Here is a 14,234-nt window from a genome sequence, read left to right as displayed (position 1 = left end):
TCAAAGTCCTCTTTGTAAAAGATCGTGGATGGAAACGATTCCGATTAATTTTTCCGATCGGTCGACGATGGGCGCGACTGAAATCGGATTCGGCCTTGATTCCATTTGTTTCAAAACGTCGTAAGCGCTCGATCCGGATTGGAACGTTGTCGGGTTCGGATTCATCAATTGTTGCGCGGAGATGGAAGAATCCAGTTTGCCTTCTTTTAATTTTTTACGAATGTCAAAGTCGGTGATAATTCCCAAAAGTTTTCCCGCCGAATCCGTAACTCCCGTGGCGCCTTGTCTTTTTACGGTAATCTCAGTAAGTATGTTTTCTAGTTTTGTATCCGGTAATACTTTTGCGAGGTCCTTATCCTTACGCATTACGTCGTCGATTTTCAAACTCAGACGTTTTCCGAGACGCCCCGCAGGATGATAAAGAGCAAAATTCTCTTTTTTGAAATCTTTTAACTCCATCAAACACATGGCGATCGCATCTCCCAATATCAACGCGATCGTAGTGCTGGAAGTCGGAGCCAATTCAAGAGGACAAGCCTCTTTTAAAACGGGAGTTATTAAAACGACGTCGGATTCTTTTGCGAGTTTGGAATCAACGTTAGCCGTCATCGAAATCAATTTTGCGCCTATATTTTTGATCGTAGGGATTAGGTTTAACAATTCCTCGCTTTCGCCCGATTTGCCGATCGCGATAACTACGTCTTCTCCTGAAATGATGCCCGCGTCCCCGTGAGCCGCGTCGGCAGGATGTAAAAAAACGGACGGTGTTCCCGTGGAAGACAATGTGGAAGAGATTTTTTTACCGACGTTTCCGGATTTACCGACACCGGTTACGATCAGTTTTCCTTTGGATTGAAGAATCAGTTCGATCGCTTCTTTGATCGACGGATCTAAGTTTTTTCTGAAATGAAGAATGGATTCTATTTCCGTATCGATTGCCTTTTCTATCTTTTCAAAAATTGGGTCCAAGATTTTCCTCCAGTTTCAACGTTTTTACATCCAGAGTTACCGAAGTCACTAAATTCATTCCGGGAAATTTAACGATGATTTGTTCCTCGTTTTTTCGTTGGATAATTTCGGCTTTAAATCCCGCAAACGGTCCTTCTTGAATGAGAACCCTTTTGCCCGGAAGTAATCTTTCCTGAATTTCAACCTGAATTTTATCCGGATACGTCTCTAAAAAGATTCGTACTAAATCGAGATCTTCATCCGGAATTACATACGGTTTTCCCGCGTAGAATACGAAGTGATGCGCTCCGGGTAACTGTAAAATTTTGACTCGATCCTTAAAGAATGAAATTTTTACGAAAATGTAAGAGGGATACATCGGTTCTTCGACGATTTTCCAACGATCGGACCATTTTTTCTTTTTAGAAATCAAAGGGAGAAAACATTCTATCTTTTTTTCTTGAAATAATCGTTTGAGCTTTTTTTCGGCTCTGGGATTGGTATAAAGAGCGTACCATTCGTTGACTTCAGAATTCTCTATCATATACTTTAAAGGAAACCGGAATGATCAGGTTTGTTCCTTCTTTAAGATCAAATTTCCAAGTTCTTAAGGCCCTATTGAATTCGACTTCGAAGATCGAATATTTACAAGGTTGGAGAGTTCTGAAAATTTCGCCCTCGCCGTCAGATTTTATTTTCACTTCCCAAGAACAATCCGATTCCAATCTTTGATCGAGAGCGCCTTGCGGAAAGTGAATTTCGTTCTTAAATTTTTCGATTTCTTTTCTTAAAGTTCCCTCGTTATTTGCGTTTTCAGACTTAAGGGATTTTGAATTTTCCCCCGAACCTTCCTGCAAAAAATTCAGGGTTACGTTTGGAACGGATCCTTTTTTAAGATGAATTTTTAAATCTGCAATTTGCGGAAACCTGAAGAAAGTCGTAGAGAAAAAAAGAAACATTAAAAGATGAAGACAACCGGAAATAAAAAATGAAAGCCGAACGCTCATAGAGCCATCCTTTTTACATCGATTACGAGTGCAATAGATCCAAGCGCAAATGCGTAAGAAATATATTCATTAAGTATCAAGGCTCGTTTTTAAGATGGAAAATTGAATCCGACTTAGGCCGGTTCAAAACTTCGTTTCCATTTCCACAAAATTCTACGGCTTGTCTCAAAATTCAAATCCTCTAGAAGTTATATGAAATCTTGGGACATTTTAGTACTTCTTAAATACTCGCGGAAATAAAAAAATGTGCCGATAACTAAATCGATGGGGAATCGATTTCTCAGACTGACGATTTTTATTTCCATAGCGATCACGCTTTTTTCTTTTTGGGATCATCATCTTGTCGGTTACCTAAAGGATTTTATCGTTTTCATCCATGAGATCGGTCACGCGGTCGCGGCTTTATTGACGGGTGGCTCCGTTCATGCGATCGAACTCCACGGAAACGAATCCGGAGAAACCATAGCGATTCCCAATTCGGGAACCGGTTCTTTTATCTTTGTAGTTTCGGCCGGTTACTTGGGATCTTGTTTGATCGGCGGTTTTTTATTGAATCGCGGTTTTTCCGGAAAGATGATACGTCCGACTTTGATTTCCTTCGGAGCGATTCTTCTGCTCATGACGATCTCTTATTCCAAGCCGGGAAATCTTGCACAATATACGGGAATCCTTTGGGGTTTGGGATTTGTGTTACTTGGATTTTTCAATTTGAAATTCAATCGGTTCGTTCTCGTTTTTATCGGAACGAGTATCACACTTTATAGTTTATACGATCTTTTGGATTTTACGGGAAACATCGCCTATACCGATGCGGGGATCATGGCGACGTGGATTACGGGAGCCAATCCTACGCAAGGAATTCCGAAATCGGTAATCGTGTTGGGATATTTGATTGCTCTCCTTTGGTCTTTTTTTAGCTTATCCATCATATTCGTATCCGTTAAAAAAGTTTTCCAATCGGGAATTTCGGAACCAGAACTACCGCAAGACGAAAACTTTTTCCAATTGTCGGAGGACGGAAATACGGAAGCTCCGTTTCCGGGAGAAGTTACTCCGGAAGTTATGGAATGGTTTTTCAACAAGGGGCTCGACTTAAACGGAAAACCGTTACCCGCAGAATTTTTAGAAAAAGAAGAATCATGAATCAACAAAGAATATTGGTAACAGGCGGCGCCGGATTTATCGGCTCTCATCTATGCGAAAGGCTTTTGAAAGAAGGCAACGAAATTATCTGTTTGGATAACCTGCATACGGGAAGAAAAAAGAACATTCAAAAACTTTTGAACGATCCTAAGTTCGAATTTATCAGACACGATATAACGGACCCTATCCGATTGGAAGTGGATCAAATCTATAACATGGCTTGTCCGGCAAGTCCGGTTCATTATCAATCCAATGCGATCAAAACGATCAAAACAAACGTATTAGGAATGATGAATATGCTCGGACTCGCAAAAAGAGTGAAAGCGAGAATTCTCCAAGCGTCGACAAGCGAAGTTTATGGAAATCCGTTGGAACATCCCCAAAAAGAAACGTATTGGGGAAACGTAAACCCGATCGGAATCAGAAGTTGTTATGACGAAGGAAAACGAGTAGCGGAAACTCTTTGTTTCGATTATCAGAGAAATCATAAAGTTGATATTCGTGTGATCCGAATTTTCAACACTTACGGGCCGAAAATGCTTCCGGACGACGGAAGAGTGGTCAGCAACTTCATCGTACAAGCTCTTAAAAAAGAGGACATAACACTGTACGGAGAAGGAGATCAAACCCGATCTTTCTGTTACGTGGATGATTTGGTGGACGGGATCATTCGTATGATGAACGTCGAAAATTTTAACGGCCCTGTCAATCTTGGAAACGACGGAGAGTTTACCGTTCGTGAATTGGCCGAGTTGGTCTTGAAAGAAACCGGCTCTTCATCCAAAATCATTCACAAACCTTTGCCTCAGGACGATCCCGCTCGTAGAAAACCGGACTTAACTCTCGCTAAACAAAGACTGGGATTCGAGCCGAAGGTTCCTCTTGTGGAAGGAATTCGGAAAACCGTCGAATACTTTAAAAATAACTTGGATTAAATTTACGCGAAGAAATTCTGGACGTACTTTAACGAACGCGTCCGGAAACACGCATCTATTTATCACCGGGAAAAATTATGAATATTGGAATTCTAAAAGAAGCTAAAGAAGAAACGAGAGTATCCGTAACCCCAGACATCGTAGATACATTGAAGAAAATCGGAGCAACGGTACTTGTCGAAAAAGGCGCCGGAGAACAATCTTATTATCACGACGAAGATTATAAAAAAGTCGGAGCAAGTCTTGTATCTCGTCAAGATGTGATCGGCAAATCCAATATCATTGTAAGTATTCATCTCGCGGACTCTGCAACATTAGCAAAGATGAAACCGAAAACGATTTATCTCGGAATGTTTCAACCCGCGATGAACGCGGCTACGATCCAAAAACTCGCGGCAAAAAAAGTCGAAGTAATGAGTTTGGATGCGATTGCGAGAATCACAAGAGCGCAGTCGATGGACGTTCTTTCTTCTCAAGCGACGGTCGCCGGTTATAAAGCGGTGTTACTCGCGGCTTCTCATTTAGCGAGATTCTTTCCAATGCTTACAACCGCAGCGGGAACGATTACACCCGCGTCCGTTCTGATTATCGGAGCCGGTGTCGCCGGTTTGCAAGCGATCGCTTCCAGCAGAAGATTGGGTGCGGTAGTGGACGTATTCGACACAAGACCGGAAGTAAAAGAGCAGGTTCAATCTCTCGGCGCTAAGTTTGTCGAAGTGGAAGGCGCTTCGCATTCCGCTGCGGCCGGCGGTTATGCGGTGGAACAAACCGAGGAATACAAAAAACGTCAGCAGGAAGCGATCGATAAATACGCTCAGAGAGCGGACGTAATCGTAACGACTGCATTGATCCCGGGCAGAAAAGCTCCCTTATTGATTACTAAGAAGATCGTGGACAATATGAAATCCGGTTCCGTAGTTGTGGACCTCGCTTCTTCCATGGGTGGAAACTGCGAATATACGAAACACGGACAAAACGTAGTCACTCCGAAGGGAGTTACCGTAATCGGTCATAAAAATCTTGCGGGTTCGATCCCTGCGGACGCGTCTAAAATGTTCAGTAAAAACGTTTTGAATTTTCTTAAACTTTTGATTAAGGATAAGAAAATAAATCTCGATCTAAACGATGAAATCATTGCCTCTACGTCGATCACTCACGAAGGAGAGATTCGTCATAAACTTACGTTAGACGCTCTTGGGTCGAAATCCGGTTCAGGAGCAGCAAAACCTAAGAAGAGCGCTGCCAAGAAGTAAACCGAAAAAACCGAAAATCGTTCCGATCATCCAACCGCCGATCACGTCGCTTACAAAGTGATGGAGAGAAAGCAACCTTCCCACTCCGGCTAAGAAACTAATCAGAATCAAGGCCGGAGAGAATTTAAACAAAAGTACGAGAATCAAAACCGCCGTCATCGAGTTCGCCGCGTGGGCGGAAGGGAACGAGTGTTTCATGTCCGGATTCGAATCCACTTTTCCGGCGACCGTGACCAAAGGTCTTTTTCTTGCGATGAGCTTTTTTAGAAAAAGAACGAAACGATCGTTTGCATAAGTGACCGAGCCGGTAAAAAGCAAAACCCAGTACCAAACAATCGGCAGATCGTTTTTAAAATAAAGAAAGGGTAGAAGGATGATAAGGAACACTTCTCCCCGATTGATTTTGGAAAGAATATGACTCAGCCTAGGATTGTGGAGTTTTGCCCGAATCCAATTAGAGAATGAAAAATCGATTTGGTCTACGATTTCTATCAAAGTCGAAAGTCTTTTTTAAGAATATCCGAAAGCCCTTTTCTGGGCAGGCTTTTTTGTTCTCCGGAGACGAGGTCTTTGATTTGAACCGTTTCCGAACGAATTTCCGATTCTCCTAGGAACAATACGTAGCGATAACCTTTTTTTTCCGCGACCTGAATTTGTTTTCCGATTTTCGCAGAATCTAACATCGTTTCGGCGAGGATTCCATTCTCGCGAAGTTCCTTGGAAAGTTTGAACGTATCCACAAAAAGTGATTCGTCCATGATCGGAAGGAAGAGAGTTTTTTCTCTGCTCAGATCCGGAATCAGATTGTGGCCTTCTAAAAAATTCTTTAGAGTCACGTCGCCTAATCCGAAACCGATTCCCGATAATTGTTCTTTAGAAAATAATCCGATGAGGTTGTCGTATCTTCCGCCGCCGTATAAGGATCTTTTGTTTTCAGGATTTGTATCGAATACTTCAAAGATACATCCCGTGTAATAATCGAAACCTCGGATGATGGAAGGATCGAATACGAGTTGTTTGTCGACTCCAAGTTCTGCGAGCTCTTGAAACAAATTTCGGATGAAGGAAATAGAATCCGGATCGATTCCGGGAATGGTTGCAACGGTTTCCAAGTCGGAATCAAGATAGGTTTCGATGAGCGCAAGTTGTTCGTCGAAGTTGTTCAAGAACGGTTTGATTTCCGCTTCAAATGCTTCCGGAGAAATTTTGGATTTTTTATCCAACAGTTTGGAAACACCGTGAACTTGGTCGTTGTTGAGTTTGAGAGAATTTTTTAAAAAACTATCTAAGAGTTTTCTATGGGAAACCTTGATCTGATAACTTCCCTGAGGGGCTCCGAATTTTTTGAGAATCGAATCCGCGATCCAAAGAATTTCAAACTCGGCGCGGTATGTATCGACTCCGAAAAGGTCCACGTTCAATTGCCAGTGTTCTCTCAGTCGTCCTTTACCCGGTTGTTCGTAACGCCATAGATTAGGAATGGAAAACCAACGAACGGGTTTGGGAAGATTTCGGAGATTTCCCGCAACCATTCGCGCAAGAGTCGGGGTCATCTCGGGACGGATCGCAACTCTGCGTTCACCTTTGTCGATAAAGTCGTATAACTGCCGTTCGACGATTTCCTCGCCGCTTTTTGCTTTGTAGAGATCGAAAGATTCGAGGATAGGCCCGTCGTATTCTTGATAACCGAAAGATAATACGGTATCCCGCATAACGGAAAACATCCAGTTCCGGAGGCGCATTTCCTCCGGATAAAAATCTCTGGTTCCTTTGTAAGGGGCTGTGGTTAAAAAACTTTTCTGATTTTCCAAGGCAAATTACTGAGTCTTAATGAAGTTCATATTTTTCTTCAATAGAGTCATATTTGCCTTAGCATCGTTGGAGCCAACTATTTCTGCGCCTACGTGATAGATTTCTCCGACTTGGGAAATATGTCGGATACGAAACGCAAATCGCAGAGGAGCTTGCATCTTAAAAGTAATGTCCGCCGTAAATACCGGTTTGTGTAAAAAGGATTCGATCAGTTCCGATTCGGTTACTTCGAGAAGAATTCCTCCTTCCGAGATATTCAGAACGTTTTGTTTTTTTTCCAAGGATTTCGTATTGGAATCGCCCATTCTGGAATTGAAGATTTCTTCCATCTCTTTATATAAGGGAATGACTTTGTCCGAAACGGGACCTTCACTCGATTCGATCACTCCCATAGCGAATATTTGAGGATCGATTATACTCTTAAACAGAATCGGATAAATGAGAAGAGAACGAGTTTTACTACCTTTGAAAAAACGAAGCCTTTCTTCCAGGATCAGTTCTTCTTGAAGGGTTTCTTTAATCGGAAGTAGATTTAAGTTTGCAAACGCTCCTTCGGCATTCGAGTCCAAAGTGGATGTGTCTCGGATATAAATAGGTCTTTTATACTTTTTAACCAACTCTTCTTCGGGTGTAAGTTCCTTGGAAGAGTTGAACACGAGTTTGGAGGAAGGATATATCTGTTTGATTTTACGATTTAAGTCGTTAAGAATGATTTGCCCGGAAGTTCCTAAAACTTTATTGATTTCTAATTCTTTTCTCGGAATCAAAAATTTATGAGCTATCACTTTTCCGATAAGTCCTTCTAAGCGCGGAGACATTCTTTTTGCTTTTGCGATTTTTGCGAAAATCGGTTTGCATATGATTTGTGTATCCGTTTTTTCGATCACCTCGAAGTTGATTTCGATATGTTTCGAAAGAGTCCTGTAAAGTACAAGTTCGTCGTTTACGTTGGTTAGGCTTGAATCGATCGGAAAAACAAAAGTACCGTCTTCGCGGATTTCCATCGGTTTTAATTCCTGATGAAAGGGAGATTCTTTAACGAGTAATCCTTGAAAATGAATGTATTCCTTGAGAATATATTTAATCTTATTCAAGTCTTGGATCGTATCCCAAGACCTCTGGGCTTGCACGTATTTTTGGTATTGTACACTCATGAAAACTCCTTAGAGTTTTCTAAAACCGACTCTTCTGTTTTTTGCTCTTCCGGTTTCTGTCTCATTTTCTGCGTCCGGTTGTGAATACCAATAAGCCCTCATTTTCAATCGTTTTTCCGAAATTCCTTTTGAAAGAAGATATTCGTAAATGTTACGGGCTCTTTTGGCACTCAATCTTGTATTGTATTCTTTGGAGGCCACGTTGTCAGTATGTCCCCCAATTTCAATTTTATCGGACGCATTTTTCAGAAGATAGTCCACAAGAGGAGCTAATAACTTTTTGTTCTCATCCGTGATTTTTGTTTTATTAAATTCAAAGTAAACGCGTAGATTATAGACCGGATCTACGTCGTTTTCCGCTTTCAGAAAAATCGTGACGGTTCCGTTTTTGGAAATATCTTTTTGAATGATATTAATACTTTCGGAAATATATTTCGGAGCGGTCGCAAATAACTCAAAATCATTGTCCGGTAATTTATTTACTAAAAAGGACTTTGTATCCGTTTCCTGAACAAGCGATTCCCCTTTGCGGTTAGTGGGAGTAAACAGAGTAACTTTCGCATCGGGGATCGTTTGTTTTGTTTTTGCGTCCGCCACGATTACCTTCAAAGCGGATGAACTCGGAGTTTGATTGTCTACGGGTTGTTCTACTTTGACTGCTTCCGTTTTTCCCTCTCCGGTTTGGATCGGAAGAAGGACATAGGTTCTGTAAATCTTTCGATTTTTTCCGATGTTTCCGCGAAGATCCAAAATGTCTTCCTGAGGGTGGAAACCCGGAGAACTGATTTCCACTTTGTAAACCCTTCCGGTTTGAAGTGTGGCGGTAAAGTTGGAAGGTTTTCCTTTTGTTAGATCGCCGCCGATCCTTTTCGAAGTGATTACGTTAGTCGGTTTCGTTCCATCATAGATTTTTAAAGTGGAATCCAATCCGATCATCGTTTTTTCGGAACCGTCCAAAACCAAACCTTTGAAACTCAAAGTATAAGAATTCCGAAACGATTCCGGAACTTGAAAACGATAGATATCGAATTGACCTTCCCCACCGTTGCGATTGGAGGAAATATAAGCCCAAACTCCGTCCTTGTCAAAGCCGATTCCCTCGTTATCGTAACCTTCCCACTTATCCGTGTTAAACGGTTTAGGAAGTAGTAATAAAGAGGATTGATCGACTTTCGGAATCGGAGTTTCGGTCGGTTTAATTTGTGAAGTTTCTTCCGTTTCCTCCTCGTCTTCCAACATGCTGTCTAACGCGGATTTATATCGAAGGAATATTCTGAAAATCTTAAATTTCTTTCTTTCGTCTTCTCGATTGGAACTGAAAAAAAGTTGTTCACCGTCTTGATGGATAAAAGGAAGAATTTCACTTTCGGAAGAGTTGAGAGGAGATCCTAAATTTTTCGGTTGCGACCAACTTCCGTTTTTCGGATTTCGAACGGCAATCCAAAGGTCGAAGTCTCCGTATCCCCCCGGACGATCCGAAGAGAAGATCAAAAAATTTCCATCGGGAGAAATGGCGGGCATCTTCTCGTTGAAGTTCGAATTGATTTCGTTGAGATGTTCGGGGTCGGTCCATCTCCCGGTTTTTTTATCCTTAATCGTTCTATAGATATTCAAACCTTCAAAACCGGACCGTCCTACTGCGGGGTTCAACGTAGAAGTAAAATAAATTTCCGAAGGAGCGTTGTTGGAATCGAATAGAATGGAAGCGCCTCCTTCGAATGCATTCGAATTAAAAAGATTCGGTTTGCGAACTCCCGAAGCGGAAGGACGTTTTAGCTCCTCCCGAATGTTTTGATTCATGTTGACCGGCTTAGTCCATTCCGCCGGGGATTCCTTGTCCAAAAAACGAACGTTCTCGGAAATCCAAATGTCCATCCCACCCTCTCCACCCGGGCGATTGGATTGGAATACGATGTATCTTCCGTCGGGGCTGATGATCGGGTTGTATTCGTCGTTTTGTGTGTTGAGAGGTTGTCCGAATTGTTTTTCGGGAAGATCCGGTAAAGGTTGTGAAAAAACGGGTGAAAGAATGCAGAAAGACAAAATGAAAAACAATTTAGAAAAAGGACGCATTGAATCACTCCGAAAAGAATATAAAAAAGTTACCGTTTTTAGTTTAAATCCAGGATCTTTCTTAAAGTATCGGTCTTGTATCCGGGTTTTTAAAGATGGAAAGTAAGCAGGGTTCGAATTCTTCAGCGTATTCTCCCACGATCTTCGGTGTTCTCAATATCACCGAAGATTCGTTTTCGGATGGAGGAAAATATCTTACTCTTTCGGCTTCTTCTCGGAAAGCCGATTCTCTTATGGTTGAAGGTGCAGACGTGGTCGATATCGGCGCTCAGTCTTCCAATATTCACGCCGGTTTGATCGGTCCCGAAATCGAATGGGTAAGAATGAAAAATTTAATCCCCGACTTGATTGCAAAGGGAGTTCGTATTTCCGTGGATTCGTTTCAACCCGAAGTGATCGCAAGTTCTTTGGATGCCGGTGCGGAATTTATCAATCATATCCGCGGATTTGTGGACGAAAAATCCGTTCGAGCGATTTCAAAATATGCGGGAACGGATCGAAAGTTTATCGTGATGTATTCGCACAATCACGCAAATCGTGCGGAAACACAATCGCATCTGACTCCGCAGAACGTGGTTTCGGAAATCGTAAAATTTTTTCGAGAACGAAAGAAGGTTTTGTTGAATTCGGGAATTTCTCAAGAACAACTGATCTTTGATCCCGGAATGGGTCTTTTCTTAAGCCCCGATTTTCAAGTGAGCTTTGAAGTTTTAAAAAAAATTCAAACTCTCAAGGAAGAATTTTCTCCGATGATGGTTTCCGTTACGAAAAAATCCTTTTTAGGAAATGCGCTGGGAGGTTTGAACGTTGATGAACGCGAAATCGCCACCGTGATCTCCGAACTTTATCTTTCCATTCAAAATGTGGAATATATCAGAACCCACGAACCGAAAAACTTAAAACAAGCTTTAAAAATTTGGAATCTTCTTCGTTTACAATAAGCCCTAGTTTTATCTCGAGAAATTTCAAATCAGCGACCGACCTTGATGTCCTCGATCGTTTTTTTTCCGGAAACATCGAGAGTCGGTAAAATATCCTCTTCTCGAATTTGTAAACCTTTAGCCTGCATTTTTTTGATATAAGGAAGGATCGGATGTAAGTCCGAGTATGGATTTACGGAAAGCAGAATTCTTTTCCAGAGTTCTACAAACGGAAGCGTTTCTTTTTCCGATTCGGGCGATTTTCGAATCCATTCCAATGCCTCGGAATAGTTTCGTTTTTCATAATATGCTTTTGCAATGTAATAATTCAAATCGGGGATCTTATCGTCCGTAGAATTAAGGCTCATCGCAAACATCAAAAGGTCGTCCCATTTTTCCAGATCATGCGCCAGCAATACCATCGAAGCGCGCGCGTTCTTATGATACGGATTGATTTGTAGAATTTTTTCCAAATAAAAATACGCTTTTTCGTATTCTTGTTTTTCGAGAAGATACACGCTCAATTCATCCCAAGAAACAACTTCCATGCCCGGAATTTTGGATTGAATATCCAGCAGTAGGACCGTTTCTTCCCTTCGATTTTGGGTCGTAAGTAATTTTCGAACTTGTTGGATCTGATCTTTCTTTGCGGTTTTTAGATAAGCGGCGATTTCTTGTTTTGCAATTTCGTACTCGTCGATTAGATAGTGCATACGAATCAGGTTTGAAAAACAAATCGGATTCGATTCGGAAATTTTCAGACATTCCTTCCAGGCGGATTCAGCGTCGTCCAAAAGGGAATGTTTTGCAAATGTGATTCCTATATTATTTTTATCTTCTGCAGTCGTTCCTTTTCCTCTCAGTCCTTTAACTTTCCAGGTCGAAGTAATTTTTTCCAATTCGGCTTGGGAGAATTCCGAAGAATTTAAGTATAAAAATGAAACGTCGGTTTCTAAAATTTCGGCTTCTCGGATCGGATAAATACAAAAGTTTAAAAGAGAAACGATTCCTAAAATGAATAAGAATGTTCCCCGAATCGTTTTAGCGTCTCGTTGTTTTTTACGGATCGCTCGATTTCTCTGCACTTGATTCTTCCAATTGCTTTTGAGCATAGAGCATATACTTTAAGGCTCGTTCTTTATCACCATGGAACAAATACATGAGTGAAAGATCAAGTGCATCCTGAGGATTGGGAGGCGCGAAGTCTTCCGGATTTTCCTGGCTCATTTCAAATTTGGATCGGAACTCGTCCAGCTTGTTCTTCGTAAGTTTTTCCAATGAATTGAAGAACGCCGCTTCCTCCGGATTTTTTTTAGACTCTTCGATTGCATCCGAAAAACGCGTAAACCCTTTGGATTGAGTTGTTGCTTGTTTAAGAATTTCGAATGACTGTTTAAAATTTCCGAGACGAGTATGAACTTCGGAAAGAAGCACCTGCATTCTGGAATCGCCGGGATAGAGTTTATTGATTTTGTTGGCCGTTTCGAGACATTGATTCCAACGTTCTTTTTCAAAATGTAAAGTTGCAAGAGCGATGAGAGCCATTCGATTTTCAGGATCGAGTCGGATCGCATTGGTAAGATAGAGTTCGGTCTTATCGTCCTTTTCAAGTTGTCGATAACAGTAGGCGAGTAGAATATGCGATTTCAAAAATCTCTTTTCGATTTCGAGAGATTTTTTCAGGGATCGAACCGCCGTTTCGATCTCTCCGGTCCTATAAAGTTCCACTCCGATGTTGTAATAAAGTTCGGGAGTTTTTCCGATCCCGAGGGCTTTCTGATAAACCTCGATCGCTTTTACGGAGTTGCCTTGTTTGGAATAAAGCGCTCCCAGGTTGAGATAGGATTTCTGGTATTTTGGTTGGGATTGAATCAGACTTTCATAAAGTCGAACGGCTTCCGGGTGTTTGCCTTCTTTTTCAAAGGCCAAAGCCTGATTGAATATCTTGCCGATGTCCGTTCCGGTCATAAAACAACTATCGGAACTTTTTCGGGCTTGGGCCACCGAAAAAGTTGTCATGAAATTTTTCAGTTCTACCGATTTGATAAAGGAATCGCTAGGATCCGAGGGAAACATGAAACAAATAACAATCTTAACCGCTCTGATTATTTTTACGTCTTGCGCTTCGGTGGAATCTAAACGAAGCATCAGCGCTTCCGGAGATCCGTCGGAGATCTTTTTTGAAAAAGAAATCGCACCGATGGATTCCGGTTCGAATTCTCAAAAACCGGGACGCAGATCTTTTGAGGAAGAATTGAACGTTGAAAAATACGCAAAAGCGCAACCTCCTCAAAAAACAAATTCCGGAGATTTTGATGAAGTCGGAATGTCTTCCTGGTACGGAGCGAAGTTTCACGGTAAACCGACTGCAAGCGGAGAGAAGTTCGATAAAACGAAATTGACGGCGGCGCATCCGACTCTTCCTTTAGGATCCATCGTTCGGGTTCAAAATCTTGAAAATCAAAAAGAGGTTTTGGTTCGAGTCAACGATAGAGGACCGTTTGTAAAGGATAGAATCATCGATCTTTCCGAAAAAGCGGCGGACACTTTGGATTTCAAGGATATCGGTATCGCAAAAGTCGGTATCAAAGTGGTAAAACGCGGCGGTGCGGGTGAAGAATCCGAAGATCTCGAAAACACGGACGACGAAGAGGTTCTCTTGGAAGACGAGAAACCCGAAAAATTAAATCCTCAAAAATCGGATTCTCCCACCAAATCGGTCGCAGGTGGAAAGTATATCAAAGGTTCTCCAAAAGGTTATACCGTTCAAGTTGGCGTATTCCGCGATCAAACCAAAGCGGATGTTTATAAATCCGGTCTTGGACAAGAATACGGTGAAAAAACTTTCCTATTTACGAGAGACGGTTTGTTCGTAATTCAGTTGGGAGATTTCGCCAACAGAACCGACGCGGAATCGTTGAAGTCGAAATTAAAGACCGACGGAATCGATTGTTTCATTCCCAAAAGGTAATCGATCGATTTAAAAAGA

Annotated in this window: 13 protein-coding genes and 1 pseudogene; 5 read left to right on the top strand and 9 right to left on the bottom strand. The window is 41.7% G+C overall.

Translation table 11 applies throughout. The features are described 5' to 3' along the window. Genes LEP1GSC060_RS11605 through LEP1GSC060_RS11595 form a run of 3 tightly spaced genes read right to left on the bottom strand, consistent with a single transcriptional unit; the run spans position 1 to position 1,955 of the window. Positions 1-969 carry a KpsF/GutQ family sugar-phosphate isomerase gene (locus LEP1GSC060_RS11605; protein WP_003004664.1) on the bottom strand — a complete coding sequence of 323 codons (969 nt, stop codon included), beginning with the start codon at positions 967-969 and terminating at the stop codon, positions 1-3. After that, entirely contained in the window at positions 953-1,492 is a 540-nt protein-coding gene (locus tag LEP1GSC060_RS11600; RefSeq protein ID WP_003004932.1) for a UpxY family transcription antiterminator, read from the bottom strand. The genes LEP1GSC060_RS11605 and LEP1GSC060_RS11600 overlap by 17 nt, the downstream gene beginning before the upstream one ends. Continuing rightward, complete coding sequence (locus LEP1GSC060_RS11595; RefSeq protein ID WP_003004935.1) at positions 1,476-1,955, bottom strand: LIC_10042 family TonB-like protein; 480 nt, start codon at positions 1,953-1,955, stop codon at positions 1,476-1,478. The genes LEP1GSC060_RS11600 and LEP1GSC060_RS11595 overlap by 17 nt, the downstream gene beginning before the upstream one ends. A gap of 264 nt (positions 1,956-2,219) precedes the next feature. Between LEP1GSC060_RS11595 and LEP1GSC060_RS11590 the strand changes: the two genes are divergently transcribed. The 3 genes from LEP1GSC060_RS11590 (at position 2,220) to LEP1GSC060_RS11580 (ending at position 5,286) form a co-directional block, all read left to right on the top strand. Continuing rightward, positions 2,220-3,098, top strand: coding sequence for a M50 family metallopeptidase (locus tag LEP1GSC060_RS11590; protein ID WP_003004266.1), 879 nt, complete (start codon positions 2,220-2,222; stop codon positions 3,096-3,098). Further along, complete coding sequence (locus tag LEP1GSC060_RS11585) at positions 3,095-4,033, top strand: UDP-glucuronic acid decarboxylase family protein (RefSeq protein ID WP_003004626.1); 939 nt, start codon at positions 3,095-3,097, stop codon at positions 4,031-4,033. The genes LEP1GSC060_RS11590 and LEP1GSC060_RS11585 overlap by 4 nt, the downstream gene beginning before the upstream one ends. Positions 4,034-4,110: 77 nt before the next feature. After that, positions 4,111-5,286 carry a Re/Si-specific NAD(P)(+) transhydrogenase subunit alpha gene (locus LEP1GSC060_RS11580; protein WP_003004596.1) on the top strand — a complete coding sequence of 392 codons (1,176 nt, stop codon included), beginning with the start codon at positions 4,111-4,113 and terminating at the stop codon, positions 5,284-5,286. Here the strand turns inward: LEP1GSC060_RS11580 and LEP1GSC060_RS11575 are convergent. The 4 genes from LEP1GSC060_RS11575 to LEP1GSC060_RS11560 are packed head-to-tail and all read right to left on the bottom strand — an operon-like array spanning position 5,245 to position 10,325. Continuing rightward, positions 5,245-5,781, bottom strand: a complete 537-nt coding sequence (locus LEP1GSC060_RS11575) for a phosphatase PAP2 family protein (RefSeq protein WP_003004398.1) — start codon at positions 5,779-5,781, stop codon at positions 5,245-5,247. The two genes, LEP1GSC060_RS11580 and LEP1GSC060_RS11575, sit on opposite strands and share 42 nt — an antisense overlap. Beyond that, positions 5,778-7,097, bottom strand: coding sequence for a histidine--tRNA ligase (gene hisS, locus LEP1GSC060_RS11570; RefSeq protein WP_003004834.1), 1,320 nt, complete (start codon positions 7,095-7,097; stop codon positions 5,778-5,780). Before hisS ends, LEP1GSC060_RS11575 begins: the two co-directional genes overlap by 4 nt. A 6-nt stretch (positions 7,098-7,103) precedes the next feature. After that, complete coding sequence (locus tag LEP1GSC060_RS11565) at positions 7,104-8,252, bottom strand: DUF1577 domain-containing protein (protein ID WP_003004177.1); 1,149 nt, start codon at positions 8,250-8,252, stop codon at positions 7,104-7,106. Positions 8,253-8,261: 9 nt separating this feature from the next. Next, the gene (locus tag LEP1GSC060_RS11560; protein WP_003004472.1) at positions 8,262-10,325 is read right to left on the bottom strand and encodes an OmpA family protein; all 2,064 of its coding nucleotides are present in this window, start codon (positions 10,323-10,325) and stop codon (positions 8,262-8,264) included. A 95-nt stretch (positions 10,326-10,420) separates the two neighbouring features. On the opposite strand from LEP1GSC060_RS11560, the gene folP reads away from it, so the two are divergent. Further along, positions 10,421-11,266 carry a dihydropteroate synthase gene (gene folP / locus LEP1GSC060_RS11555; RefSeq protein WP_003004691.1) on the top strand — a complete coding sequence of 282 codons (846 nt, stop codon included), beginning with the start codon at positions 10,421-10,423 and terminating at the stop codon, positions 11,264-11,266. A 29-nt stretch (positions 11,267-11,295) separates the two neighbouring features. Here the strand turns inward: folP and LEP1GSC060_RS11550 are convergent. Together LEP1GSC060_RS11550 and LEP1GSC060_RS11545 are read right to left on the bottom strand one after the other, a co-directional pair. Next, positions 11,296-12,267, bottom strand: a pseudogene (locus tag LEP1GSC060_RS11550) (tetratricopeptide repeat protein); the annotation flags it as partial. Between the two features lie 37 nt (positions 12,268-12,304). Further along, the gene (locus LEP1GSC060_RS11545) at positions 12,305-13,213 is read right to left on the bottom strand and encodes a tetratricopeptide repeat protein (RefSeq protein ID WP_003004386.1); all 909 of its coding nucleotides are present in this window, start codon (positions 13,211-13,213) and stop codon (positions 12,305-12,307) included. A gap of 106 nt (positions 13,214-13,319) precedes the next feature. Between LEP1GSC060_RS11545 and mpl36 the strand changes: the two genes are divergently transcribed. Further along, positions 13,320-14,216: an RlpA family plasminogen-binding lipoprotein MPL36 gene (gene mpl36, locus LEP1GSC060_RS11540; RefSeq protein WP_080634561.1), complete on the top strand. Its 897-nt coding sequence runs from the start codon at positions 13,320-13,322 to the stop codon at positions 14,214-14,216. The last annotated feature ends 18 nt before the right edge of the window (positions 14,217-14,234 follow it).

This window comes from Leptospira weilii serovar Ranarum str. ICFT, assembly GCF_000332415.1.
GTDB lineage: Bacteria > Spirochaetota > Leptospiria > Leptospirales > Leptospiraceae > Leptospira > Leptospira weilii_A.
This window is presented reverse-complemented; position numbering and strand designations above follow the sequence as displayed.

Excerpts from the sequence above, each read along its gene's own strand:
- LEP1GSC060_RS11600 (WP_003004932.1), bottom strand. The coding sequence starts at position 1,492 with ATGATAGAGAATTCTGAAGTCAACGAATGGTACGCTCTTTATACCAAT.
- LEP1GSC060_RS11595 (WP_003004935.1), bottom strand. The coding sequence starts at position 1,955 with ATGAGCGTTCGGCTTTCATTTTTTATTTCCGGTTGTCTTCATCTTTTA.
- LEP1GSC060_RS11590 (WP_003004266.1), top strand. The coding sequence starts at position 2,220 with ATGGGGAATCGATTTCTCAGACTGACGATTTTTATTTCCATAGCGATC.
- LEP1GSC060_RS11585 (WP_003004626.1), top strand. The coding sequence starts at position 3,095 with ATGAATCAACAAAGAATATTGGTAACAGGCGGCGCCGGATTTATCGGC.
- LEP1GSC060_RS11580 (WP_003004596.1), top strand. The coding sequence starts at position 4,111 with ATGAATATTGGAATTCTAAAAGAAGCTAAAGAAGAAACGAGAGTATCC.
- LEP1GSC060_RS11565 (WP_003004177.1), bottom strand. The coding sequence starts at position 8,252 with ATGAGTGTACAATACCAAAAATACGTGCAAGCCCAGAGGTCTTGGGAT.
- LEP1GSC060_RS11560 (WP_003004472.1), bottom strand. The coding sequence starts at position 10,325 with ATGCGTCCTTTTTCTAAATTGTTTTTCATTTTGTCTTTCTGCATTCTT.
- folP (WP_003004691.1), top strand. The coding sequence starts at position 10,421 with ATGGAAAGTAAGCAGGGTTCGAATTCTTCAGCGTATTCTCCCACGATC.
- LEP1GSC060_RS11545 (WP_003004386.1), bottom strand. The coding sequence starts at position 13,213 with ATGACCGGAACGGACATCGGCAAGATATTCAATCAGGCTTTGGCCTTT.
- mpl36 (WP_080634561.1), top strand. The coding sequence starts at position 13,320 with ATGAAACAAATAACAATCTTAACCGCTCTGATTATTTTTACGTCTTGC.